We start from the raw sequence: 23,339 nt of genomic DNA on the forward strand, positions 1-23,339 counted from the left end.
CGGAATCAGCCGGAGGCCAGGGACAGCCCGGCATCCGTCGCGGCGTCGAAGCCGTCGTCGACGGCGACCACCTTGCGTCCGGCGGCATCCAGCAGGGAGGCGGCGATCGCCGCGCGCATCCCGCCGGCGCAGTGCACCCACACCGTCCCCTCCGGCACCTCGCCGATACGGCCGTGCAGCTCGTGAATCGGGATGTGGACCGAGCCCTCGATGTAGCCGCCCACGCGCTCCGAATCCCTGCGCACGTCCAGCACGACCACCTCGTCCCCGCGCTCACGGACCTCCGCGAGCTCGGCGAAACGGGCACGCGGGAAGGAAGCGAGCTGCTCGCCCTCACGGACCCAGCCGGCCGGGTCGCCGGTGGCGGCGGCGGCCGGGCGGTCGATGCCCACTCGCACCAGCTCCCGCTGCGCGGCGGCGATCTGCTCCGGGGTGTCGGCGAGCAGGGTGACCGGCTTGCCCCACGGGATCAGCCAGGCCAGGTAGGTCGCGAGCTTGCCCTCGCCCTCGAAGTTGAACGACCCGGCCACGTGCCCCTCGGCGAAGGCTGTGCGGCTGCGCAGGTCCACCACCCACTCACCCGCGGCCAGCCGGGAGGCGATCTCCTCGGCGTCCGCCCGCCTCGGCGGCGTGAGGTCGACCGGTGCGGGACCCGCGGCGTTGGCCGGGCCCATGTGCGCGTAGTAGGCGGGTACGTCGTCCAGCCCGGCGAGCATCCGGGCGACGAAGGTGTCCACGTCCAGGGTCAGCGCGTCGTTGGTCTCGCGCTCCTTGCCGATCGTGGTCGCGTCCCCCTCGGACTGGGCGGAGGAGCAGAAGCTGCCGAACCCGTGGGTGGGCAGGACCGGTACCTCGTCGTCGAGCTCGTCGGCCAGGCGGTGGGCGGAGGCGTGCTGGGCGCGGGCCAGTCGCTCGGTCAGTCGCGGTTCGACCAGGTCGGGGCGGCCGACGGCGCCGATGAGCAGCGACCCGCCGGTGAACGCCGCCACGCTGCGTCCGCCCTCCGCGAGGGCGTAGGAGGTGTGGTGGGGGGTGTGCCCGGGAGTGGCGATCGCGCGCAGCACCAAGCCCTCGTCCACTGTCACGCTGTCGCCGTCGGCGACAGGGGTGCGGTCGAAGGACACTCGTGCCCCGGCCGGAACCAGGTACTGGGCGCCGGTGACGCGGGCCAGCTCCAGACCGCCGGTGACGTAGTCGTTGTGCACGTGGGTCTCGGCCACGAAGGCGATACGCACCCCGCGGCGGGCCGCCGCGGCGATGACCTGGTCGATGTCGCGCGGCGGGTCGACGACCACCGCGGCATGGGGCCCGCCGGCCAGGTAGCTCCGGTTGCCGAGACCCTCGAACTCCAGGGTGTCAACGAAGAACACGGCTCACGACTCCTCTCGAACGATGTACCCCAGGGGGTATCTGGTACTCACCCTAACAGGGGTACCCCCCGGGGTAATCCTGTGGTCTGGGCGCCCCCAAAACCGCGGGTGCGGCATTGCTCCGGCGGGTACCCACCGGGGTATCAAGATGCCTGGCTTCCGCCTCACCGAAGGAGCAGCGCACCGTGTCCTAGGACCGCACCGTCCGCCTGGTCGGCACCGACTTCGACGCCGCCACCACCGCAGTCCGCCGGGCCCTGGCCGATCAGGGGTTCGGCATTCTCACGGAGATCGACGTCAAGGCCACGCTGAAGGCCAAGCTCGGCCACGACATGGATGACTACCTGATCCTGGGCGCCTGCAACCCGCCGCTCGCCCACCGGGCGCTGGAGGCCGACCGCTCCATCGGCCTGCTGCTTCCCTGCAACGTCGTCGTACGCCGCGACGGCGACCACACGCTCGTCCAGGCCCTCGACCCGGGCACGATGGTCACCCTCACCGGCCTGGACGCCCTCAAGCCCGTCGCCGACGAAGCCACCGCCCGGCTCGACGCCGCGCTGACCGCCCTGGCCGCCACCTGACCTTCCCTGGGCCGGCGCCCACTGGCCGTCGCACAGATGCCCACCGCACCAGGAGCCGATCGGGAGCGTCAGCGTCCGGACAACGCCCCGAAGAACGCCACGCTGCCCTAGGCCCCGGCCGAAACGCCGGGTTGATGCAGCGCACGATCCAGCGGCATGTCATCTCGAATGCGGTGGCGAGGTGGAGCGAGCGCCCCGTTGCAGGAGGAGCGCGTCCAGCAGCTCCGGCTTCCATGGCGGCACGTAGCCCAGGGACCAAGGCATGCTCGTACCGTATGACCCTTTCCGCCGGACCGTGGCTGCCGCGGGATTCTCACCAAAGCTCGCTGCGGGCAGACGCACCCGCGAGGTGGCACTCGACGTCCACCACACCCTCCACGGCTCGGATCAGACGGGCCGCGACGGGCACGAGGGAGGTGTCCCGGATGCGGCCGGTGAGGGTGACGACCCCGTCCTCGACCTCCACACGGATGGGGGTGAGGGGTGCGGGGAAGAGGTAGCTCACGACCTCGCGGCGGACCTCCTCGGCAAGCTCCTCGTCGGCGCGCAGGAAGACCTTGAGCAGGTCCGCCCGGCTGACGATGCCCTCGAGGACGCCCTCCTGGTTGACGACGGGAAGCCGCTTGACCTTGCGCTGGGCCATGATGCGGGCGGCCTGGGCGAGCGTGGCGTCGGCGTGCACCGTGACGGCCGGGGAACTCATCAACTCCTCCGCCGTCACGCCGCCCGCCTTGGCCATGTCGGTCAGGCGGCGCAGCTGCGTGAACCGGTCCGGGTCACTGTCGCGGAACTCCTCCTTGGGCAGCAGATCCTCTTCCGAGACGACCCCGATCACCCGTGCCTCGCCTTCCAGGACGGGCAGCGCGCTGACCTTCCACTCCTCCATGACCTCGACGATGTCCTTGAACGCGGCGTCACGGCCCACGGCCACGACGGTGTGCGTCATGACGTCGCCGACGATGTGCGGGCTGCCATGCATGGTCGTTCCTTTCCGGCTATCGGGTGCGGGCCGGGACCGGGGCTGAGGGCCGTTCATAGCGGGCTCCCGCTGCCGTAGGGGGCGTACAGGTCCAGCAGCCGGATACGGGAGGCGTGCAGCCGGTCGGCGACCACGCGGCCGACCCAGGTCGCGATCGCGCGGCCGAATCCGGGGTCCTGGGCGCACATGGCCCGCACGGTCTCCGCGTCGAACTCGTAGGCCCGCACCGGGCTCATCGCCTCTGCGCCCAGGTGCCACACGTACGGCGCGAAGTGCCACGACCAGCCGACCAGCTCGCCGTGCCCCAGGGACTCGACGACAGCGGCTCGCCGACCCGGGACATGGAGATCGAGCACGACCGTGCCGGTGCGCACGATCCAGAACCGGTCGGCGCGCCGCCCCTCCTCGAACATGCGGGTTCCGGCGTCGAAGGACACCTCACGGGCGACGCGCATCAGCCGCTCGCGGTGCTCGCCCGTGAGGCCCGCGGACAGGTTGGTGGTGGAGGTCATTGCTCCGCTCCCTTCAGCCGGCCCTGCCGCAACCGGGCGGCGAGTCCGTCGGGCGGGCCCGCTGCCGCTTGGGGCTGCCGGGGCCTGGTGATTTCAGCGTGTACGTGGCCCGAGTGGGGCACCACGGGCCGCCCGGCCCCTTCATCTGGGCCGTTGGGCCCTGACACGGCCGTGCAGGTGTCAGCAAGCCCCGTCCTCCCTTCCGGCGGCCCGCACGCAGGTGGGGCATAGGCCGAACGGCCCAGGCGAGGGCCCATCCGACCCTCGCGCCCGGTCGCCCTGGGTGCGACGGTGAAAGCGGACCTGCAGAGTGCCCGAGCACGAGGCGGTGGGAACGATGACGATGGAACTTCCCCTGGTCGTGGGTGTCGACGGGTCGGACGGCAGTCTGCCCGCGGTCGACTGGGCCGTGGACGAGGCCGCCCGGCACGGGCTTCCACTCCGTCTCGTCTACGGCTCCCTCTGGGAGCGGTACGAGGGCCGCGCCCCCTCGGTCGGCCTGGACCGTCCCGCCCGGCAGGTGATGGCCGACCACATCGTCGCGTCCGCAGCGGAGCGAGCCGGGCGGCGTAACCCCGACGTGAAGGTGACCACCGATGTCCTCCTCGCCGATGCGACGGACGCGCTCCTTCAGGAGGGCAACAACGCCACCGCTCTGATCACCGGATCGCGGGGGCGCGGCGAGCTGAAGGGACTGCTGCTCGGCTCGGTCGGGCTGGCCGTCGCGGCCCGCGCGCACTGCCCGGTCGTCGTGGTACGCGGCGACAAGGCGGGCCTGGCCGGTACCCACGAGCGGATCCTTCTCGGCGCCGGAGACCCGGCCACGAGTGAGGAAGCGGTGCGATTCGCCTTCCGTGAGGCTGAGGTCCGGGGGTGCGTCCTGGACGTGGTTCGTACCTGGCGCGTCCCGGCGTACCAGACCTCGGACGCGGCCGAGGCCGCCGAAGCACCCGGCCAGGACCACGAGGAACGGGCCCGCACCGAGCTCGACGACCTGCTCCGCGAGGCCATGGCCGATCACCCCGGCGTCCGAGTGCAGCGTGCGACGGTCGAAGGTCCGGCCCGCAGGGTGCTCGTGCACCGCTCGGCCGCAGCCGACCTTGTGATCGTCGGAGCACGACGCCGGCAGGGCCACGTCGGGCTTCAGCTCGGCAGGGTGGCGCACACGCTGCTGCACCACGCCCAGTGCCCCGTGGCCGTCGTGCCCGAGCGCGTGTGAGCGCGGTCGAACCGGGAAACGCGGCCCTCAGGACGACCAGGTCACGGACGACCGTCCGGACCGTGGATCCGCTCGACGAGGAGACCGCCCGTGACGGCTCTGACCTCGGAGTACGACGGCACCTGGGAGTACGAGGGGTATCGCCCCGCGGAGGAGCGGCTGAGGGAGTCACTGTGCACGGTGGGCAACGGCTACCTCGCCACCCGCGGGGTGCTGCCCGAGTGCACGGCTGACGACGTGCACTACCCCGGGACCTACGCGGCAGGCTGCTACAACCGGCTCACGTCCGAGGTCGCCGGGCGCCAGGTCGAGAACGAGGACCTCGTCAACCTCCCCAACTGGCTCCCGCTGCGCTTCCGGCTCACCGGCCAGGAATGGCTGACACCCGATGCCGCGACTGTCCTGGACCACTGTCAGACGCTCCACCTCGAGTCGGGACTGCTGGAGCGCCGCACCCGGTACGCCCTCGGCGAGGGACGGGCGCTGTCGGTACGGCAGCTACGACTGGTGCACATGGCCGACCCGCACCTCGCGGCACTGCGCACCGAATTCACCGCCGAGAACGTCACCGGGGAACTGGAGCTGGAGGTCGAGGCAGCGCTCGACGGGGCGGTCACCAACGCCGGAGTACCGCGCTACCGCGACCTGGACGGCCGGCACCTGACCCACGTACACACCGGTACCGCCACACCCGGCACGGTGTGGCTGCGCTGCCGCACCCGCACGTCGGACATCCGGATCGGCATGGCCGCCCGGCTGACGGCACAGGAACCGTTCACGGACGCGCAGGAGCCCGCACGCGCCGTACAGCACCTCATGCTGCCCCTGATCACCGGTCGTACGGCGACCGTCGACAAGATCATCGCCCTGCACACCTCACGTGACCCCGCGATCAGCGACCCGTTGCAGGCGGCAGTGGACCGGGCGGGCGCGGCACCGGGCTTCGACGGCCTGCTGGGCTCGCACCGCACGGCCTGGGACCAGCTGTGGCGGCGAGCCGAACTCGACGTCCCGGGAGAGGCGGGAGCCATCCTGCGCCTGCACCTCTTCCACGTGCTCCAGACCCTCTCCCCGCATACCGCCGAGCTGGACGTGGGCGTACCGGCCCGCGGACTGCACGGCGAGGCCTACCGCGGACACGTCTTCTGGGACGAACTGTTCGTCCTGCCCTATCTGAACCTGCACTTCCCCGAAGTTTCCCGGGCCCTGCTGCACTACCGTCACCGGCGCCTGGACCGGGCCTGCGCCGCTGCCCGGGCCATCGGCCGGCGAGGCGCGCTGTATCCGTGGCAGAGCGGCAGCGACGGACGGGAGGAAACTCAGCGGCTGCACCTCAACCCGCGCTCGGGGCGCTGGCTGCCCGACCACACCCACCTTCAGCACCACGTCGGTTCGGCCATCGCGTACAACGTGTGGCAGTACTGCGAGGCCAGCGGCGACGCCGAGTTCCTGCACACCAAGGGCGCCGAAATGCTGCTGCAGATCGCGCGCTTCTGGGCCGACTCGGCCACCTGGGACGAGTCCCTGGGCCGGCACCGCATCCGGGGCGTGGTCGGCCCCGACGAGTATCACGAGGCTTACCCGAGCTCTGAGCGACCGGGCCTGGACGACAACGCGTACACCAACATCACGGCGGCCTGGGTGCTCACCCGTGCCCGGGAGGTGCTGCGCGCCCTGCCCGAACCGCGCCGTCGCGACCTCGTCGAACGCATCGCCCTGGACGACGCCGAACCGGCCCACTGGGAGGACGTCTCCCGCACGCTGCACGTCCCGTTCCACGAGGGCGTCATCAGCCAGTTCGAAGGCTACGGCGACCTGGCGGAACTCGCCTGGGACGCCTACCGCGAGCGCTATGACGACATCCGGCGCCTGGACCGGATCCTGGAAGCCGAGGGCGACAGCGTCAACCGCTACAAGGCCTCCAAACAGGCCGACGTGCTGATGCTGGGCTACCTCTTCTCACCGGCCGAACTCCAGGCGCTCTTCCGCCGCTTGGGTCACCGGCTGGACGAAGAGACCTGGCGGCGCACGGTCGACTACTACCTGGCCCGCACCAGCCACGGTTCCACCCTCAGCGGTCTGGTGCACGGCTGGGTGCTGGCCCGGTGCCGGCGCGCGGATGCCTGGAAGTTCTGCCAGGAGGCCCTGCGCGGCGACATCGCCGACCTGCAGGGCGGCACCACCGGCGAGGGCATCCACCTGGGCGCCATGGCGGGCACCCTCGACCTGGTACAGCGGGGACTGCCCGGTCTGGAGACCCGCTCGGGGGCGCTGTGGCTGGACCCGGTGCCGCTTCCGGAACTGTCCTCGTACGGCTTCTCCGTCCGCTACCAAGGTCACTGGGGCATACGCCTGCGCCTGACGAGCGGACAGCTGGAGATCTCGGTACCGCCGTCCGATCTCCCGCCGATCGACGTCGAGCTGCCGGACCGTGCGATCGGCGTGCAGCCCGGGGAGACGTGCCGTCTGGTTCTCACGGAGTGAGGCGGAATCCGGTCACCGCGTGCCCGCGCACACCGTGGACGCCGCCGATCTGGACGCCGCTGTCAGAGCCAGCCACCGAGGACGAGACGTTGCAGGCCTGCTTGCAGTCCGGGGGTTCAGAAGGCGTAGCGCACGCGCAGCCAGGGCGCGTGGTGGTCGATCAGGGCGCGCAGGGTGTGCACGGCCTCCGCCTTGACCCCGTTGCGGTAGCGGATGTTCAGGGCGCCGTTCTCGGAGCGCTTGGCCTGCTGGAGTCCAGGCCGCCACAGCGCTTCCTCGGCTCGGGGATGCCAGCCGAGGTTGACCTCGTGCAGCTCCCGGTTGTGGGTGAGCATGATCACTTCCGCGGCGGCCTGCCGTTTCACCCGCTGGGGCAGGACGTCGCCGAGGTGGACGAGCAGCTCGGACCAGGCGTCCTGCCAGCCGGGGCGGACGACCACGGGCGACAGGTTGAAGTGCACCTCGTACCCCGCGTCCAGGAAGTCCGCCGCGGCGCCGATGCGCTCGGCGACGGGTGAGGTGCGCACGTCGAGCAGCCGGGCGTCGTCAGGCGGCATCACCGAGAAGCGGATGCGGGTGCGGCCGCGGGGGTCGAGGGCCAGCAGGTCGGGGTTGACGAACTTGGTGGCGAAGGACGCCTTGGCGGTGGGCCACTGCCGGAAGGCGTGCACGAGGTCCGCGGTGTTGTCGCAGATCAGGGCGTCCACCGAGCAGTCGCCGTTCTCGCCGATGTCGTACACCCACGCCTCGGGGTCGCACTGGTTCGGCTCGGGTTTGGGGCCCTGCCGTGCGATGTGCCTCGCGAGGTGGGCGATGATCCGGTCGATGTTGGTGAAGACGGTGATGGGGTTGGCGTATCCCTTGCGCCGGGGCACGTAGCAGTAGGCGCAGGCCATGGCGCAGCCGTTGGACGGGCCGGGAGCGATCCAGTCCGCCGACCGGCCGTTGGGGCGGGTGGTGAGGGTCTTCTTCTCGCCCAGGACCAGCGTCTCTCCCTTGACGCGCACCCAGCGCTCGACGTTGCCCTCGTTGCCGTGCAGCCCGGGGATGCGCCAGTGGGAGTCGACCATGGTCACCTGCGCGTCGGGGAACCGGGCGCTGATCTGCCGCCCGCGCGGGGATGCCGCGGCCGCGGGCTCGGCGTAGATCTCTCGCACGGGCAGCAGCCGGCGGGCCGTGGCGGAGGTCCGGAAGGACGAGTCCGTGACGGGGGCGGCGGTGGCGGGGCCGGGGGTGAGGGCGTCGAGCCCGAACAGGGTGCCGGAGTCGTCGTCCGGAGTGCCGGACGGGTGGTGCATGAGTGCTCCCGTACGGATGCGGTGCGTCGAGGGGGGGAGGCGTGAGGAGGGGGAGGGGACGTGCCGCCCGGCATCGGGAGGGGCGTGATCGTCCGGGTGGCGCCGCCTCGGGCTCCGTCTCGGGTTCCGGCCGGCGGGCGGTAAGCCACCGTGTGATGGCGGGCCTGGTTTCCAGTCTACGGGCGTTCCGCTTGGTGGAGCCGGGACGATCAGCGGGGCGAGGGGAGTCATGAGGCGTCGACGCGTTGTATAAAAACCAGCGAGTTGGTTTCATGGCGTCGCCATCAGAGCCCTGCAAGGGAGCCACGGGTGACCAAACAGGACCGGGCCGTCCGGACCCGTCTCGCGCTGATCCGGTCGGCGGCCGCGCAGTTCGAGGCCCATGGGTACGTCCGGGCCGGCCTGGCGCGGATCAGCGCGGGAGCCGGCGTCAGCTCCGGTGCGCTGCACTTCCACTTCGCCGACAAGGCCGCCGTCGCCGAGGCCGTCGAGGCCGCTGCAGCCCGGGCCTTACGCGAGGCGGCGGTCCGAGGTCACGGGGGCGACGGATACGCCCTGCAACGTCTCGTGGACGTCACCCACCACGTCGCCCGGCTGCTGTGCGCCGACGTCGTGGTGCGGGCGGGGCTGCGGCTCAACGTGGAGGGGGCCGTGGGGCGGGTGCGGGATCTGCGCCGGGAGTGGCGGGAGTGCGTGCAGGGGCTGCTGGCCGAGGCGGAGCGCAGAGGGGAACTCGCTGCGGGTGTGGCGCCGCAGCGCACCAGCGCGGTCGTCCTCGCCGCCACGACCGGCATCGAGGTGCTGGCGCGCGAGGATCACCAGTGGCTCGCCCGGCCTTCGCTGACCGACCTGTGGCAGTTGCTGCTGCCGTGCCTGGCGGCGCCTCGGCTGGCCGGGGCGGTGGATCCGGCGGGGAGCGAACCGGCGGGGGACCAGCCTGTGGGGGTCCAACCGGCCGGGGATCAATCGGCGGCAGATCAACCGGTGGCGGATCAACCGGTGGGAGATCGACCGGTGGGAGATCGACCGGTGGGGAGTGATCCGTTGGGGTGTGGGCCGGTCGCCCGGGACGGGCAGGCGGAGGCGGGCAGGGCGGGGCTCGCGCTGCGGTAGTCACCCACCTTTGGCCGACAGCAAGTGAAGCTGTGGCCAAAACAAACCGGATGCCAAGTTTTTTCCGCCCCCGGATCGCACGATGGTCCCCCAGCCTCTGGACCGAGGAGCGATGAGTCATGGCACAGCAGGCCTGCCCCTTCCTGTCGATCGACCCGTCCGGTCAGGATCTCTACGGCGAGATTTCCCGCATCCGTGCCCAGGGCCCGGCCGTGGAGGTCGAACTCCCCGGCGGCGTGCGGGCGTGGTGGATCACCGGCCTGGAGCTGAACAAGCGGCTCCTGGCCGGACCCGAGACGAGCAAGGACGCCTTCCAGCACTGGCCGGCCTGGATCAACGGGGACATCTCCCGCACCTGGCCGCTCGCCATCTGGGTCTCGGTGCGCAACATGGTCACCGCCTACGGCTCCGACCACACCCGGCTGCGCAAGCCGATGGCCGCCGCCTTCACCAAGCGCCGTGTCGACGCGCTGCTGCCGCGTGTCCAGGACATCGTCGACCGGGCGCTGGACGCCCTGGAGCGGATCCCGGAGGGCGACGTCGTCGATCTGCGGGCGGCGTTCGCGGCGCCCGTCCCGCACGAGGTGGTGTGCGAGCTCTTCGGCGTGCCGCCCGGCCAGGACGGCCCCCGCGCGGCTCTCTACCGGATCATCGGCCGCTTCTTCGACACGGCGATCTCGCTGGAGGACGCCCAGGCCAACGCCGTTGACCTCTACGGCACGCTGACCGCGTTCCTCCAGTACAAGCGGGAGCACCCGGCCGACGACCTGACGACGGCGCTCATCGCAGCGCGCGACGAAGGCAGCCTCAGCGAACAGGAGCTGATGGACAATCTGATCCTGCTGCTCACCGCAGGCTTCGAGACGACCGTCAACCTCATCGACAACACCGTGCACAGCCTGCTCGCCCACCCCGGCCAGCTCGACCTCGTCCGCACCGGGCAGGTCAGCTGGGAGGACGCCCTGGAGGAGTCGCTGCGCTTCGAGGCGCCGGGCGCCATGTCGGGCCTGCGCTACGCCGTCGAGGACATCGAGATCGAGCCGGGTCTGACCATCCCCAAGGGCGACCCGCTCGTGGTCTCCTTCGCCGGTGCCGGGCGCGACCCCGAGCGGCACGGGCCGGACGCCGAACGGTTCGACGTCACGCGCACGACCAGCCGCGACCACCTGTCCTTCGGCCACGGTGTGCACCACTGCCTGGGGAGGCCCCTCGCGATGGCCGAGGCGACCGTGGCCCTGACGTCGCTGTTCACGCGCTTCCCGCGGCTGGCACTGGCCGATCCGGCCCATCCGCCGAAGCGGCTGCGGTCCATCATCTCCACCGGCCACGAGGAACTGCCGGTGCTGCTGCACGGCCGGGGGCCGGCGGGCCCGCACCCGGAGGAGGCGGAGACCGGGATCTAGGCGGAGGCGGAGGCTGAGGTCCAGGCCCAGGCCCAGGCCCAGGGGTAGGCGGAGGCGGTCAGGAGACGTTCCGGCCGTCGAGGAACGCGCGGTACCAGGGTGCCGCGCGGCTGAACACGGCCGCGAACCCCTCACCGGGCGAGACGTCGAGGTCCTTCCAGAACGCGTCGTCCACGAACCAGTGGTCGACGGTGAGCATGCCGAGGTGATGGAGGGCCGGCGGTGACCCGGCGGCCCGGTCGAGGGCGGTGGCGACGTCCACGGCCGCACCGCCGCCGGGCTCCCCCAGCTCCCGGGACACGGCGGCCAACAGGTCCGCGACCGCCACGGGCTCGGGGTGGTTGACGTGGTGCACACCCCCGCCCGGCACGGGGGAGAGTGCGGCGGCCACCACCGCACGGCCCAGGGTGTCGACGTCGATCATCGACTGGAGCGCCTCACAGCCGGTCAGGGTGGCCGACAGTTCCTTCATCAGCCACACCAGCCCGGGGATCACCCAGCGGTCGCCCTCGCCGTACACGAGGTGCGGGCGCAGCACCAGGCCGCCCGCGTCGAGGACGTACCGTTCGGCGGCGGCCCGGGAGCGGCTGGTGGGTGACGCCGGCGCGACCGGCGCCTCCCCGGGGCGCACGCCGCGAAAGGGGCCCCGGCCGTGGACGCCGGCCGTACTGACGTACACGATCCGGCGCACTCCGGCGCGCACGGCCTCCTCCACCAGGGCACGGGTGCCGTGGTCGTTGACCACCTGGACGGTCTCGGGGTCGCCGCCCACCTGCGTGGCGCAGTGCACCAGGACGTCGGTGTCGGCGCAGACCCCGCGCAGGGAGGGCGGGGTGCTGAGGTCGCCGTGGACGTACTCGGGGCCGTGCGGCGCGTGCCGGGACAACAGGCGTACGTGGACGTCCGGTTGCCGTTGTGCCGTGGCGGCGACCCGGCTGCCGACGAAGCCGCTCGCGCCCGTGATCAGAACCTTGACCGTCACGACAGGGACCGTACCCGTGCCGACCGGGCGGAGGTCAGGCTCGCGGTGAAGACGGACGCGCCGTCCTGCCGCCCCGAGACCCGTACGGTCACCTCCCCGGGGTGGTCGTCGAAGACCTCGGTCTCGATCCGGCACGGGCTGTGCAGCTCCGCGTAGTGGGCGAACTCGGCGGTCAGCGTGGCCGGCAGGAAGGGGCGCAGGCCGGACGCGGCGGTGGCGGCCTGGCGGGCCGCCTCGAACAGGACCATGCCGGGGACGTGGTCGTTGGGCCGGGGGAAGAGGACCGGGTGGCCGGTGTCGACGCGCAGGTTCCAGACGCCCGGGCGGTCGGCGGGGGCGAGGACGACGTCCTCGGCACGGGACCGTCCCGCGGCCTGCGGCGCGATGCCCGCCAGGAGGGGGACCGGTGTGTTCCAGGCGTTCAACCGGCCTGCCCGCAGGCGGCGGTAGGCGCGGGGTGGGGTGCAGCCGGTGCTTCCGGTGCCGCGGGCGACGAACCGTCCGGCGCGGCGGAACTCCATCGTCGTCCGCATGCTGCGCAGTCCACGGCCGCGGCGGCGGATCTCCGAGCAGACGACGTCGAACTCGACCGGCTCGGCGGCGTCCGCCAGCAGCAGGGCGGCCGGGTCGACGCTGACCGTCAGGTCCCACATGACGAAATGGGTGTCGGCCGGGGCACCGAACTCGGCGTGCGCCAGCACCATCGAGGCCTGCCGCAACGTTTCGCCCACGATCATCGGGTCCTGGTGCCGGTCGTCGACGGGACCGAAGAAGGGGTGGGCGGCCGGCCAGTGCGCGGTGAAGCGGAAGCGGGTGTCGGAGATTCGGGTCCACCGGGTGGGGAAGACGTCCGTCTCGGTGGTGCGGTGGGCGAGTTCTGGGGTGACTGAGGTGACGGCGGTGATGGGCGGGCGGGGGGCGGCGGGGTCGTCGGTGGCGGGAGACGGTGGTGCGGGGTTCTCGGGGGCGGTCGCCGCGGGTGTGGGTTTCTCGGGGGCGGTCGTCGAGGACGCGGGTTCCGCGGAGGCGGTCGTCGAGGACGCGGGTTCTGCGGAGGCGGTCGTCGGGGGTGTGGGTATCTCGGAGACCGTCGCCGAGGTCGCTGGTTCCTTGGAGGCGGTCGTCGAAGGGGCGGCTCCCGCCGTGGCGGTGCCCCGGGGTGCCGGCTGCCGGGGGACGGCGGGGTGTGGCGGGTTCTCGACGGTCGTAGCGGTTCCGTTTGCCGGACGGCCCCCCCGTCCGGTCTGATCCTCCGTGAGTGCGCTCAAAGGCCCTGTCTGCGGCATGAGAACCCCCAGGATCGGCTGCCTGGCCGCGATCGACGCTTGACTAAGATACGGACGAGCCGGTTTTTTTCAAAGGGTGAGCCAAGCCGCTGGGACAGGCCCTCGCGCCCTCGCCACACAGCGACTTCACAGGGATCGACCAAGCTCAGGAGGCACCCGATGGCGCGACAGGAGCGCGCGATCCGCACCCGGCGGACCATCCTGGAGGCGGCCGCGGCCGTCTTCGACGAACGCGGCTACACCTCGGCGACCATCGGCGAGATCCTGGACCGGGCAGGCGTCACCAAGGGCGCGCTGTACTTCCACTTCGGCTCCAAGGAGGAGCTGGCGGTGGGGGTGTTCGAGGAGCAGCTCGCGATCGCGCTCCCGCCGCAGTCCAGCAAGCTCCAGGAACTGGTCGACTCCGGCTTGGTGATGGCCCGCCGCCTGCGGTCCGAACCGCTGGTGCGGGCCAGTGTGGGGCTCGCGCTCGACCAGGGGGCCATGGATCTCGACCGCACCCCGGCCTTCCGGATGTGGATCGACCAGAACACGCAGTTGCTGACCGAGGCGAAGGCGCGCGGCGAGCTGTTGCAGCACGTCGACGTGGCGGAGACGGCGGAACTGCTCGTCGGCAGCTTCTCCGGGGTGCAGTTGCTGTCCCAGCTGCGCTGCCAGCGGCAGGATCTGGAGCGCCGTGTCGTCGTGCTGTTCGAGCACTTCCTGCCCAGCATCACCGTGCCCGCGGTGCTGGCCCGGCTCGACATCTCGGTGGACCGGGCCGAGCGGTTGCTGGCGCAGGTGCGGACGGAGGAGGAAGCGGCCGTGGCCGTGGAGGCCTCGGTGCCGTCAGCGCCACCAGTGCCTTCGGTGCCTTCGGTGTCTTCGGGGGGCTAGCGCGCCACCGCCGCGCGCGCCCGGCACGGGTTGTCCACAGCCGTGGAGTTGTCCACAGGGTCTGACGCGTTTCGGCCGCCGGTTGTACGGTCGGCACGAGTTGATGTTCGTGCGCGTGCGGGGGAGGCGGTCGGGATGAGCAGGGCTGGAGCTCAGGACGAGGGCGGGACCACGGCGAGGGACGGGGCGCCGCGCCGGCTGCCCACCGTGCGTGGCTTCGCCGAATGGCCGGCCGAGGGCTCGCCGAAGGACGAGGGCAAGGCCCTGCGCAAGCGGATCCCGCGCAGCGCGCACGCCGCGCTCGACCTGGACGCGTCCCGGCCCGACGCGGTGAGCGCCGTCGAGGAGTCCGGCCGCGGGCGGCTGCCCGAGCTGGCCCCGATCCGGGTCGGCCGCATGACCGCCACTCCGTTCGCGTTCCTGCGCGGCGCTGCGGGCCTCATGGCGTACGACCTGGCGCGTACGCCCATGACCGGGATCCGGGCTCAGATCTGCGGCGACGCCCACGCGGCCAACTTCGGCCTGTACGGGGACGCGCGCGGCGGCCTGGTCATCGATCTGAACGACTTCGACGAAACGGTGCCCGGCCCCTGGGAGTGGGACCTCAAGCGCCTCGTGACCTCCCTGGTGCTCGCGGGCCGGGTGGCGGGCGCCGACGAGGACCAGTGCCGCAAGGCGGCGTACGACGCGGCGGGTGCCTACCGCAGGACCATGCGGCTCCTGGCCCGGCTCCCGGTGCTGGACGCGTGGAACGCCATCGCGGACGAGGAGCTCGTCTCCCACACGGACGCCCATGATCTGCTCGGCACGCTGGAGCGGGTCTCCGAGAAGGCCCGCCACAACACCAGCGGCCGTTTCGCGGCCAAATCGACCGAGGCCACCGAAGACGGCGGGCGCCGCTTCGTCGACGCCCCGCCGGTGCTGCGACGGGTCCCGGACGCCGAGGCCGCGGCGGTGGCGGTGTCCCTGGAGGAGTACGTCGGCACCCTGCAGGAGGACCGCCTGCCGCTCCTCGCCCGGTACGCGGTCCAGGACGTGGCCTTCCGGGTCGTCGGCACGGGCAGTGTCGGCACCCGGTCCTATGTCGTGCTGCTCCTCGACCACCGGGGCGAGCCGCTGGTGCTCCAGGTGAAGGAGGCGCGGGCGTCGGCGCTGGTCCCGCATCTGGTGAAGGCCGGTTTCGAGGCGCCGGAGGCCGGTCACGAGGGGCGGCGGGTGGTGATGGGCCAGAAGCGGATGCAGGTCGTGAGCGACAACCTGCTGGGCTGGACCACGGTCGACGGTCTCCCCTTCCAGGTCCGCCAGTTCCGCAACCGCAAGGGCAGCGTGGACCCGGCCGCGCTGGCCGCCGACCAGATGGACGACTACGGCCGCATGACCGGCGCGCTCCTGGCCCGCGCGCACGCGCACAGCGCCGATCCACGGCTCATCGCCGGATACTGCGGGAAGAACGAGGAGCTGGACGAGGCGATGGCGGACTTCGCCGTGGCCTACGCGGACCGGACCGAGGCGGATCACACGGAGCTGGTGGCCGGGGTGCGGGCGGGGAAGGTGGCGGCGGAGGTGGGGGTGTAGGGCCTGCGGGTATCCGGGTGCGGGTGCCTGTTGCCGGTTTCCGATTCTGTGAGGTTGCGGGTTGCGGGGCTGTGGGTGCGGATCCGGATGTGGCTGATGGCTACAGGTGGGGGCGTCGGATGTGGCGCCGTCCGCCGGGTTCGTCCGGCCGGGGCTGCCCGACGGGGCATGGGCGGGGTCGGGCCGTCACCTAGGCTGGTCGGGTGACGACCCCGGAAGCTGACCAGGATGGTGGCGACGCCGCCCGGCCCGAGGCGCGGCTGGAGCGGGCCGTGCGGGCCGCCGAGCAGGCGTTGATCGAGTACGAGATCGCGGTGGAGACCTTCCGCGTCGAGGTCGAGAACTTCTCCCGGCTGCACGAACAGAAGCTCGGCCCGATCTACGCCCGGCTCGAGGAGCTGGACGCCCGGATCCTGGAGGCCAGAGCCGCCCGCAGTGGCGACCCTGCGGACCGGCGGCGGGCGGAGGAGGCCAGGGCCCGGCTCGCCCCGATCCCCGGCGTCGAGGATCTGCTGCACGGCTGGATGGACGGCAGCGGTCTGTTCCCGGAGGCCTCCGCCATGCTCACGGATCAGCCGGTCCGGCCCCCGCAGCGGGTCCGCCCCAGCGAGGAGGCCCGCAAGCTCTACCGCGACCTCGCCCGCAAGGCCCACCCGGATCTGGCGCAGGAGGAGAAGGAACGCGCGCGGCGCGAGGAGTTCATCACGCGGGTCAACGCCGCCTACGCCCGGGGGGACGAGGCCGAGCTGCGTGAGCTCGCCGAGGAGTGGGCCAAGGGACCCGAGCTGAAGCGGGGCCCGAGCCGCGCCGAGGAGCTCTACGCCCGGCTCGAATGGCTCGCCCAGCGCAAGGAGCTGCTCGGCCTGCTCGCCAGGGAACTGGAGGACAGCGCCATCGGCCACATGCTCCAGCTGGCCCCGGACGACCCGGACCGGCTCCTGGACGAGATCGGGCAGGGGCTGCTCGCCCAGGTCACCGAGCGCGAGACGGAGCTGGCCGCGCTGCTCGGCGAGGGAGAGGACCAGGGTCAGGGCCAGGGCCACGGCGAGGGCCAGGTCTGAGCCGTGCCCCGGCCGGGGCACGGGCCGGTTCCGGTAGCGTCGGACGCATGAGTTTTGGAGCTGGTGTGCCCACGGTCGCGGTCGCGGACCTCAAGGACGGTGACTTCCTGCTGGACGTCCGGGAGGACGACGAGTGGAAGGCCGGTCATGCCGAAGGGGCGCTGCACATCCCCATCAGCGAGTTCGTCGCCCGCTACGGCGAGCTGACCGAGGCCGCCCCGCAGGACGGCCGGGTCCATGTGATCTGCCGCTCCGGAGGCCGGTCCGCCCAGGTCACGATGTACCTGGCCCAGCAGGGCATCGACGCCGTGAACGTCGACGGCGGCATGCAGGTGTGGGAGGCGGCGGGCCGTCCCGTCGTGACGGACGACGGGCAGCAGGGGTTCGTCCTCTAGACCGCCTGACCCGCCCGTTCGCGTCAGCCCAGTGGGTGGGTCGCCAGGAGGTCGCCCAGGGCCTCCTCGTGTGCGGAGGCCGGGCCGAGTGACAGTTCCAGGTGCTTGGCCCAGGCGTGGTACCGGTGCAGGGGGTAGTCGACGTCGGCGCCGAAGCCGCCGTGCAGGTGCTGCGCGGTCTGCACGACCCGGCGTACGCCTTCCGCCGCCCAGATCTTCGCGACGGCCACGTCCCCGGCGGCGGGCAGCGGGCCCGGGGCCCCGGAGGAGATCCGCCACGCGGCCTGCCACAGCGTGGCCTCCATCGCGCGCAGGTCGATGTAGCGGTCGGCGGCCTGCACGGCGACGGCCTGGAAGGTCGCGATGGGGAACCCGAACTGCTCCCGCTTGCCCGTGTAGTCCCCGGTCATCCGCAGCACCTGCTCCCCGAGGCCGAGGGCCAGCGCACACGTCCCGGTGGCCAGCAGGTCCCGCAGCCACTCCCACGCACCGTCGGCGTCGATCACGTCCGGGGCGGCGAGCCGTGCCGACTCCAGCCGCAGTTCGCCGAGCCGCTCGCCGCTGGTGGAGAACTGCTCGGCGAGGACGGTTCCCTCGTGGCCGCGCGGCACCAGGGCGAGCACGGTCCGGCCGGTCCCGGTGTGCGCGGGGACGAGCGTGACATCCGCGTCGTGGGCCCACGGCACGGCCGTCTGGACCCCGTCGAGCACCCAGGTGCCGCCGTCCTGCCGGGCGGTCACGGCCTGCTCGGCAGGGTCGTGGCCGGTGCGGCCGTGCGCGGCGACGGTCAGTACGGTCTCGCCCCGGGCGGCCCGGGCGAGCAGGTCAGCCTTCGCCTCTTCGCCGGCATAGGCCTGGACGGCCGCCGCTGCCGCGCTGCTCTCCAGCAGGGGCACCCTGGCCAGGACCCGCGCCGACTCCCGCAGCACCAGGCACAACGCGATGGCGTCCAGGCCGGCCCCGCCGTAATGGGCGTCCAGCAGCAGGCTCAGCAGGTCCGCGTCGGCGAGGGTGGCCCACAGGGCCTGGTCGTACGTCTCGGCGACGGCGCCGGGGGTGAGGGCCGGGCTGGGCACGGCGTCGGGCGCGACCCCGGCGAACACGCCCCTCGCCGCCTCGGCCGCCGCCTGCTGCTCCTCGGTGAAGGTGAAGTCCACGGTGCCTGTCCTTCCGGCGATCCCGGTGAGCTGACGGGGCGTCAAGATAGAACAGGTTCTAGAAGAAGGGAATGGGTGTACGGAAGGGCGCCGTAGGGTGTCACTCTCATGGACGACCGGCCGGGGCGCCCTGTGGATAACCTGCGGGGGTCCCCTGTGGACCAAGCGGGCCGGGGTTTCGACCGTCGCGCTCGCCGGACGGCCGGCCGCCGCGGTGTGGCGACGGCCACGGCGGGACCGGCGGACAGGGGCTGTGCCCGGGTGGGCGTCCTGAGTACCGTGCCCGTGCCGACGCCGCGCAGTGACCGCGCGGGCGGTACGACGCCCTCGCGGCCGGGCGGACGGAACGACGGACCGGGATCGTGGAACGGGGCGGAATGGACGCGTACGACGAGGGCTCGGACGCCCGGCACCGCCCGGACGTGCCGAGCCGGCCGGCTCCGCCCGGGGAGCGGGGCGCGCCGGCGGAGTCCGCCGGTCCGGTCGAGCCGTCCGGGCCCGCCGGGACTCACCCGCTCGGCGAACCCCGTACCGGTGTCGCCGCGCTCTCCCTCCGCTACCGGATCACGGTGGCCCTGGCGCTGGCGGTCGTCGCCGTCGGGGTGTGTGTGCATCTGGGGATGACGTTCCTGCACGTCGCCCCGGCGAACACGGTCACCAAGGCGCACGGCGAGGCCGTGGACGACTGGATCTACCCGGAGTTCGAGCAGAACTGGAAGCTCTTCGCGCCGAACCCGCTCCAGCAGAACATCTCGATCCAGGTCCGCGCCGGGGTCCGGGGGCCGGAGGGCATGACGTCGACCACCGGCTGGTACGACCTGTCCGCCGAGGACGGCCGCGCCATCGACGGCAACCTGCTGCCCAGCCACACCCAGCAGAACGAACTGCGCCGCGCCTGGGACTTCTACGTCGCCACGCACGACTCCGAGAACCGCCCGGTGGGCCTGCGTGGTTCGCTCTCGGAGTCGTATCTGCGCCGGATCATGGTGCTGCGCCTCGACCGTGACCACGCCGTACGGGCCGCGACCGGGGGCGCCGGTGTCATCGAGCGGGTGCAGGTCCGCTCCCGGACCAGCAACGTGCCGCCGCCCCGGTGGAGCCGGGAGAAGGTCTCCACCACACCGTCCTACCGGGAGCTGCCGTGGTGGAAGGTCCCGCAGGACGAGGCCGCGGGAGGGGTGCGGTGAACCGCTTGTCGATGGCCGTCTCGGGCGGTATCGCCCGCGTCACCGAGGCCGCCCTGGGCCCCTACCAGACGGCCGTCATCCGCATCGGCTTCAGCGCCACCTGGCTGCTGTTCCTGCTGCGCGAGCTCCCCCACCGGCACGAACTGTACGGTCCCGACGGCCCCTGGAGCTGGGACCTCGCCCAGCAGCTGACCGCGTCCAACGGCTCCTTCACCACGCTGATGTGGTCGGACGGCCGGGTCTGGTTCGAGATCGTCTACGCGCTCGCGGTCCTCTCCAGCGCCCTGCTCCTGCTGGGCTGGCGCACCCGCACCATGTCGGTGCTGTTCATGGTCGGCGTGCTGTCGCTGCAGAACCGCAGCGTCTTCATGGGCGACGGCGGCGACAACGTGCTGCACCTGATGTCGGTCTACCTGGTGTTCACGCGGTGCGCCCAGGTGTGGTCGCTGGACGCCCGGCGGGCCGAGCGGGAGCGGGCGGCACGCGCGCGGGGCGAGCGGGTCACGGACCGGACCGGCCCGGCCCTGTGGGGTGTGCTCGGGGCCGTGCTGGCCGCGGTCACCCTGGTCGGCCGGATGCAGGGCGACTGGCTGATACCGGCCCTGCTGTGGACGGTGTGGGTGGCGCTGGCCCTGTGGTGGCTGGTCGGACGCCGGGCCCGGACCGGTGAGCCGCGGATCCTGCTGGACGTGATCGGCAACGTCGTGCACAACGGCGCCCTGCTCGTGATCATGGCCGAGGCGTGCCTGATCTACGCGACGGCCGGCTGGTACAAGGTCCAGGGATCCCGCTGGCAGGACGGCACCGCGGTCTACTACCCGCTCCACCTGGAGTACTTCTCGCCCTGGCCGGCGCTCGCCGATCTGCTGTCGGCCAGCGGCACGATGGTGATGCTGGTGACCTACGGGACGGTCCTGGTGCAGGTCGCCTTCCCGTTCACCCTGTTCAACCGGCGGGTGAAGAACGTCCTGCTGGCGGTGATGATGACCGAGCACGCCGTGATCGCCGTGGTCCTCGGTCTGCCGTTCTTCTCGCTGGCGATGATCGCGGCGGACGCGGTGTTCCTGCCCACGGGCTTCCTGCGCCGCCTGGGCGGCCGGGCGACAGGCGTGCGTGACCGGCTCGCGCGCCGGGGCGGGCGGGCGTCCCCGCCCGGGCAGCGTGCCCGGGAGAACCCCGAGGCCGAGCACGTAGGCTCCGGGGCATGACCGACCCCGTGACCCGCTGGCACCGGCTCGCCGGCGGCACCGTCCTGCTCGACGGGTTCCACGCCCTCAAGCACGCGCTGCGTTTCGGGGCGGAGGTGCCGGTGGCGGTCACCGCGGACCGGGCCGCCGCACTGGCCCTCGCCGAGGAGCTGGCCCCGGACGTACGGGACGCGCTGGCCGGGCTGCTGACGGAGGTGCCGTACGGGACGTACACGTCGTTCGTGCCCCGCCCGCACCCGACGGCGGTGGCCGCGCTGGCGGTACGGCCCTCCCGCGAGTCCAGCCTCGCGAAGCTGGCCCACACGCCCCGCACGACCCCGGTGGTGGTCCTCGACAACCCGCGCAACCTGGGCAACGCGGGCGCGGTGATCCGTCTGGCCGCCGGTTTCGGGGCGACCGGTGTGGTGACGACCGGGACGGTCGACCCGTGGCACCCGACGGTCGTGCGGGGCGGGGCGGGCCTGCACTTCGCGACGACGGTGGAGCGGCTGACCGTCGACGAGCTGCCGCCCGGCCCGCTGTTCGCCCTGGACCCGGAGGGCGACGACATCCGGGGTGTGGAACTCCCGGACGACGCCGTCCTCGCGTTCGGCTCCGAGCGCACGGGTCTGTCGGCCGAGCTGCGCGCCCGGGCCGGCCATCTCCTGTCCCTCCCGATGCGCCCCCAGGTCAGCAGCTACAACCTCGCGACCAGTGTCGCGATGACCCTGTACCACTGGAGCTGCGGTGCGCCCCTTCAGGGGCGCGGGGAACTGCGCGAGTAACCACGACGCGCCGGCACCCGCGCAGACAACCGCACTCCCAGGTTCCTAGGCGTCCCGGCGTACCTCGACCACCCGGAACCGGTTGGCGACGAACGCCCCGTCACACAGCGCCGCACTCGCAGCAGGGTTGCCGCCCGACCCGTGGAAGTCGGAGAACGCGGCCGTCTGGTTGACGTACACCCCGCCCGTGAGGTTCAGCGACAGCTGCGCCGCCTCCTCCAGGCAGGCTTCCTGCACGTCCCGCTCGACCTCCGCGTCGGTCGTGTACGCCCCGACGGTCATCGCGCCCTTCTCCCGGACGGTCCGCCGCAGCAGCTCCACCGCGTCGGAAGCGGAGTCGACGGCGACGGCGAAGGACACCGGCCCGAAGCACTCGCTCATGTACGCGGCCTCGTCGTCCGGCTTGGCACCGTCCAGCTTGACGATCACCGGCGTGCGGACGACGGCCCCCGGGAAGTCCGGGTTGGTGATCTCACGGGAGGCCAGGGCGACCTCGCCCAGTCCCGCCGCGGCCTCCAGCCGGGCCTTCACGTCCGGGTTGACGATCGCGCCGAGCAGCGCGTTCGCCCGGGCGTCGTCGCCGAGCAGCCCGTCGACGGACTTGGCGAGGTCCGCGACGACCTCGTCGTAGGACTTGGGGCCCTGGTCCGTGGAGATGCCCTCGCGGGGGACGAGGAGGTTCTGCGGGGTCGTGCACATCTGGCCGCTGTACAGGGAAAGCGAGAACGCCAGGTTGGAGAGCATGCCCTTGTAGTCCGACGTGGAGTGGACGACGACCGTGTTGACGCCGGCCTTCTCCGTGTAGACCTGCGCCTGGCGGGCGTTGGCCTCCAGCCAGTCGCCGAACTCGGTCGAGCCCGTGTAGTCGATGATCCGGATCTCGGGGCGCAGCGCGAGCGTCTTGGCGATGCCCTCGCCGGGGCGTTCGGCGGCCAGGGCGACCAGGTTCGGGTCGAAGCCGGCCTCGGCGAGCACCTCGCGGGCGGCCTGCACGGTGAGCGCGAGCGGGAGCACCGCGCGCGGGTGGGGCTTGACCAGCACCGCGTTGCCGGTGGCGAGGGAGGCGAACAGGCCCGGGTAGCCGTTCCACGTGGGGAACGTGTTGCAGCCGATCATCAGGGCGATGCCGCGCGGGACCGGCGTGAACTGCTTGTTCATGGCCAGCGGGTCGCGCTTGCCCTGGGGCTTGGTCCACTCGGCGTTGTCGGGCGTGCGCACCTGCTCGACGTAGGCGTAGGCCACGGCCTCCAGGCCGCGGTCCTGGGCGTGCGGGCCGCCCGCCTGGAACGCCATCATGAACGCCTGGCCCGAGGTGTGCATGACCGCGTGGGCGAACTCGTGCGTCCGGTCGCTGATGCGCTTGAGGATCTCCAGGCAGACCACCGCGCGCTGCTCCGCGCCCGCGTCGCGCCAGGCCCGCTGTCCGGCCTTCATGGCGGGCAGCAGCACGTCGAGGTCCGCGTGCGGGTACGTCACGCCGAGGTCGACGCCGTAGGGGGACGTCTCGCCGCCCACCCAGTCGTCCGTGCCCGGCTGGCCGAGGTCGAGGCGGGAGCCGAGCAGGGCGTCGAAGGCGGCCTTGCCCGCCGCCGCGTCCAGGCTGCCGTTCTCCCCGTAGGCCTTCGGGTGCTCGGGGTGCGGGGACCAGTACGCGCGCGTGCGGATCGCTTCCAGCGCCTGGTCGAGGGTGGGCCGGTGCCGGGCGATCAGCTCGTGCGCCGAGAGTGCGGCGGTCATGGGTGACCATCTCCTCGTCTCAAGAACTCTTCGTCGAGTTCATGACCTGGGCAGAAACCTGGGCAGGAACACTCGGACAGAGCTAGAGTAACCGAACGATCGGTCGGTTCAAGGGGGTCCGCCGCATCTGTGGAAAACCCCGTGCGGGAGGA

Annotated in this window: 20 protein-coding genes; 12 read left to right on the top strand and 8 right to left on the bottom strand. The window is 72.3% G+C overall.

Going from position 1 to position 23,339, the window contains the following annotated elements:
* Positions 1-5 precede the first annotated feature (5 nt).
* Entirely contained in the window at positions 6-1,370 is a 1,365-nt protein-coding gene (locus tag OO68_RS20975) for an MBL fold metallo-hydrolase (protein ID WP_033309937.1), read from the bottom strand.
* A gap of 209 nt (positions 1,371-1,579) precedes the next feature.
* On the opposite strand from OO68_RS20975, the gene OO68_RS20980 reads away from it, so the two are divergent.
* Positions 1,580-1,951, top strand: a complete 372-nt coding sequence (locus OO68_RS20980) for a DUF302 domain-containing protein (RefSeq protein ID WP_033309938.1) — start codon at positions 1,580-1,582, stop codon at positions 1,949-1,951.
* 313 nt (positions 1,952-2,264) lie between these two features.
* Here the strand turns inward: OO68_RS20980 and OO68_RS20985 are convergent, their stop codons facing one another.
* Positions 2,265-2,930: a CBS domain-containing protein gene (locus OO68_RS20985; protein ID WP_033309939.1), complete on the bottom strand. Its 666-nt coding sequence runs from the start codon at positions 2,928-2,930 to the stop codon at positions 2,265-2,267.
* Between the two features lie 53 nt (positions 2,931-2,983).
* Complete coding sequence (locus OO68_RS20990; protein WP_033309940.1) at positions 2,984-3,442, bottom strand: Crp/Fnr family transcriptional regulator; 459 nt, start codon at positions 3,440-3,442, stop codon at positions 2,984-2,986.
* 343 nt (positions 3,443-3,785) lie between these two features.
* On the opposite strand from OO68_RS20990, the gene OO68_RS20995 reads away from it, so the two are divergent.
* Together OO68_RS20995 and OO68_RS21000 are read left to right on the top strand one after the other, a co-directional pair.
* Positions 3,786-4,661: a universal stress protein gene (locus tag OO68_RS20995; RefSeq protein WP_033310002.1), complete on the top strand. Its 876-nt coding sequence runs from the start codon at positions 3,786-3,788 to the stop codon at positions 4,659-4,661.
* A gap of 90 nt (positions 4,662-4,751) precedes the next feature.
* Positions 4,752-7,145 (top strand): glycoside hydrolase family 65 protein, encoded by a 2,394-nt coding sequence (locus tag OO68_RS21000; protein WP_033309941.1) that lies wholly within the window; start codon positions 4,752-4,754, stop codon positions 7,143-7,145.
* A gap of 116 nt (positions 7,146-7,261) precedes the next feature.
* Here the strand turns inward: OO68_RS21000 and OO68_RS21005 are convergent, their stop codons facing one another.
* Complete coding sequence (locus OO68_RS21005; RefSeq protein ID WP_033309942.1) at positions 7,262-8,443, bottom strand: spore photoproduct lyase family protein; 1,182 nt, start codon at positions 8,441-8,443, stop codon at positions 7,262-7,264.
* Between the two features lie 309 nt (positions 8,444-8,752).
* On the opposite strand from OO68_RS21005, the gene OO68_RS21010 reads away from it, so the two are divergent.
* Positions 8,753-9,556 (top strand): ScbR family autoregulator-binding transcription factor, encoded by an 804-nt coding sequence (locus tag OO68_RS21010; RefSeq protein WP_078625386.1) that lies wholly within the window; start codon positions 8,753-8,755, stop codon positions 9,554-9,556.
* A gap of 119 nt (positions 9,557-9,675) precedes the next feature.
* Positions 9,676-10,959, top strand: coding sequence for a cytochrome P450 family protein (locus OO68_RS21015; RefSeq protein WP_051814741.1), 1,284 nt, complete (start codon positions 9,676-9,678; stop codon positions 10,957-10,959).
* Positions 10,960-11,017: 58 nt separating this feature from the next.
* Here OO68_RS21015 and OO68_RS21020 read toward each other — a convergent pair whose 3' ends face one another.
* Positions 11,018-11,941, bottom strand: coding sequence for an NAD-dependent epimerase/dehydratase family protein (locus OO68_RS21020; RefSeq protein WP_033309943.1), 924 nt, complete (start codon positions 11,939-11,941; stop codon positions 11,018-11,020).
* Positions 11,938-13,209 (bottom strand): ScbA/BarX family gamma-butyrolactone biosynthesis protein, encoded by a 1,272-nt coding sequence (locus OO68_RS21025; RefSeq protein ID WP_245237072.1) that lies wholly within the window; start codon positions 13,207-13,209, stop codon positions 11,938-11,940. Before OO68_RS21025 ends, OO68_RS21020 begins: the two co-directional genes overlap by 4 nt.
* A 177-nt stretch (positions 13,210-13,386) precedes the next feature.
* On the opposite strand from OO68_RS21025, the gene OO68_RS21030 reads away from it, so the two are divergent.
* From OO68_RS21030 to OO68_RS21045, 4 genes are all read left to right on the top strand, one after another.
* On the top strand, positions 13,387-14,103 hold the full coding sequence (locus OO68_RS21030; RefSeq protein WP_051814742.1) for a ScbR family autoregulator-binding transcription factor: 717 nt from the start codon (positions 13,387-13,389) through the stop codon (positions 14,101-14,103).
* Positions 14,104-14,238: 135 nt separating this feature from the next.
* Complete coding sequence (locus tag OO68_RS21035) at positions 14,239-15,678, top strand: DUF2252 domain-containing protein (protein ID WP_033309944.1); 1,440 nt, start codon at positions 14,239-14,241, stop codon at positions 15,676-15,678.
* Between the two features lie 203 nt (positions 15,679-15,881).
* Entirely contained in the window at positions 15,882-16,739 is an 858-nt protein-coding gene (locus tag OO68_RS21040) for a hypothetical protein (protein WP_051814743.1), read from the top strand.
* 65 nt (positions 16,740-16,804) lie between these two features.
* Positions 16,805-17,134, top strand: a complete 330-nt coding sequence (locus tag OO68_RS21045) for a rhodanese-like domain-containing protein (protein ID WP_033309945.1) — start codon at positions 16,805-16,807, stop codon at positions 17,132-17,134.
* Positions 17,135-17,157: 23 nt separating this feature from the next.
* Here the strand turns inward: OO68_RS21045 and OO68_RS21050 are convergent, their stop codons facing one another.
* The gene (locus OO68_RS21050; protein WP_033309946.1) at positions 17,158-18,291 is read right to left on the bottom strand and encodes an acyl-CoA dehydrogenase family protein; all 1,134 of its coding nucleotides are present in this window, start codon (positions 18,289-18,291) and stop codon (positions 17,158-17,160) included.
* Between the two features lie 377 nt (positions 18,292-18,668).
* Here OO68_RS21050 and OO68_RS21055 point away from each other — a divergent pair, with 377 nt between their 5' ends.
* From OO68_RS21055 to OO68_RS21065, 3 genes are read left to right on the top strand one after another with little or no spacing between them, the layout of a single operon-like run.
* Complete coding sequence (locus tag OO68_RS21055) at positions 18,669-19,478, top strand: DUF5819 family protein (RefSeq protein ID WP_033309947.1); 810 nt, start codon at positions 18,669-18,671, stop codon at positions 19,476-19,478.
* Positions 19,475-20,686 carry an HTTM domain-containing protein gene (locus OO68_RS21060; protein WP_033309948.1) on the top strand — a complete coding sequence of 404 codons (1,212 nt, stop codon included), beginning with the start codon at positions 19,475-19,477 and terminating at the stop codon, positions 20,684-20,686. Before OO68_RS21055 ends, OO68_RS21060 begins: the two co-directional genes overlap by 4 nt.
* Complete coding sequence (locus tag OO68_RS21065) at positions 20,683-21,450, top strand: TrmH family RNA methyltransferase (RefSeq protein ID WP_033309949.1); 768 nt, start codon at positions 20,683-20,685, stop codon at positions 21,448-21,450. Before OO68_RS21060 ends, OO68_RS21065 begins: the two co-directional genes overlap by 4 nt.
* Positions 21,451-21,495: 45 nt before the next feature.
* Here the strand turns inward: OO68_RS21065 and paaN are convergent, their stop codons facing one another.
* Entirely contained in the window at positions 21,496-23,187 is a 1,692-nt protein-coding gene (paaN, locus tag OO68_RS21070) for a phenylacetic acid degradation protein PaaN (RefSeq protein ID WP_033309950.1), read from the bottom strand.
* Between the last annotated feature and the right edge of the window lie 152 nt (positions 23,188-23,339).

This window comes from Streptomyces iakyrus, from assembly GCF_000717055.1.
Taxonomy (GTDB): domain Bacteria; phylum Actinomycetota; class Actinomycetes; order Streptomycetales; family Streptomycetaceae; genus Streptomyces; species Streptomyces iakyrus.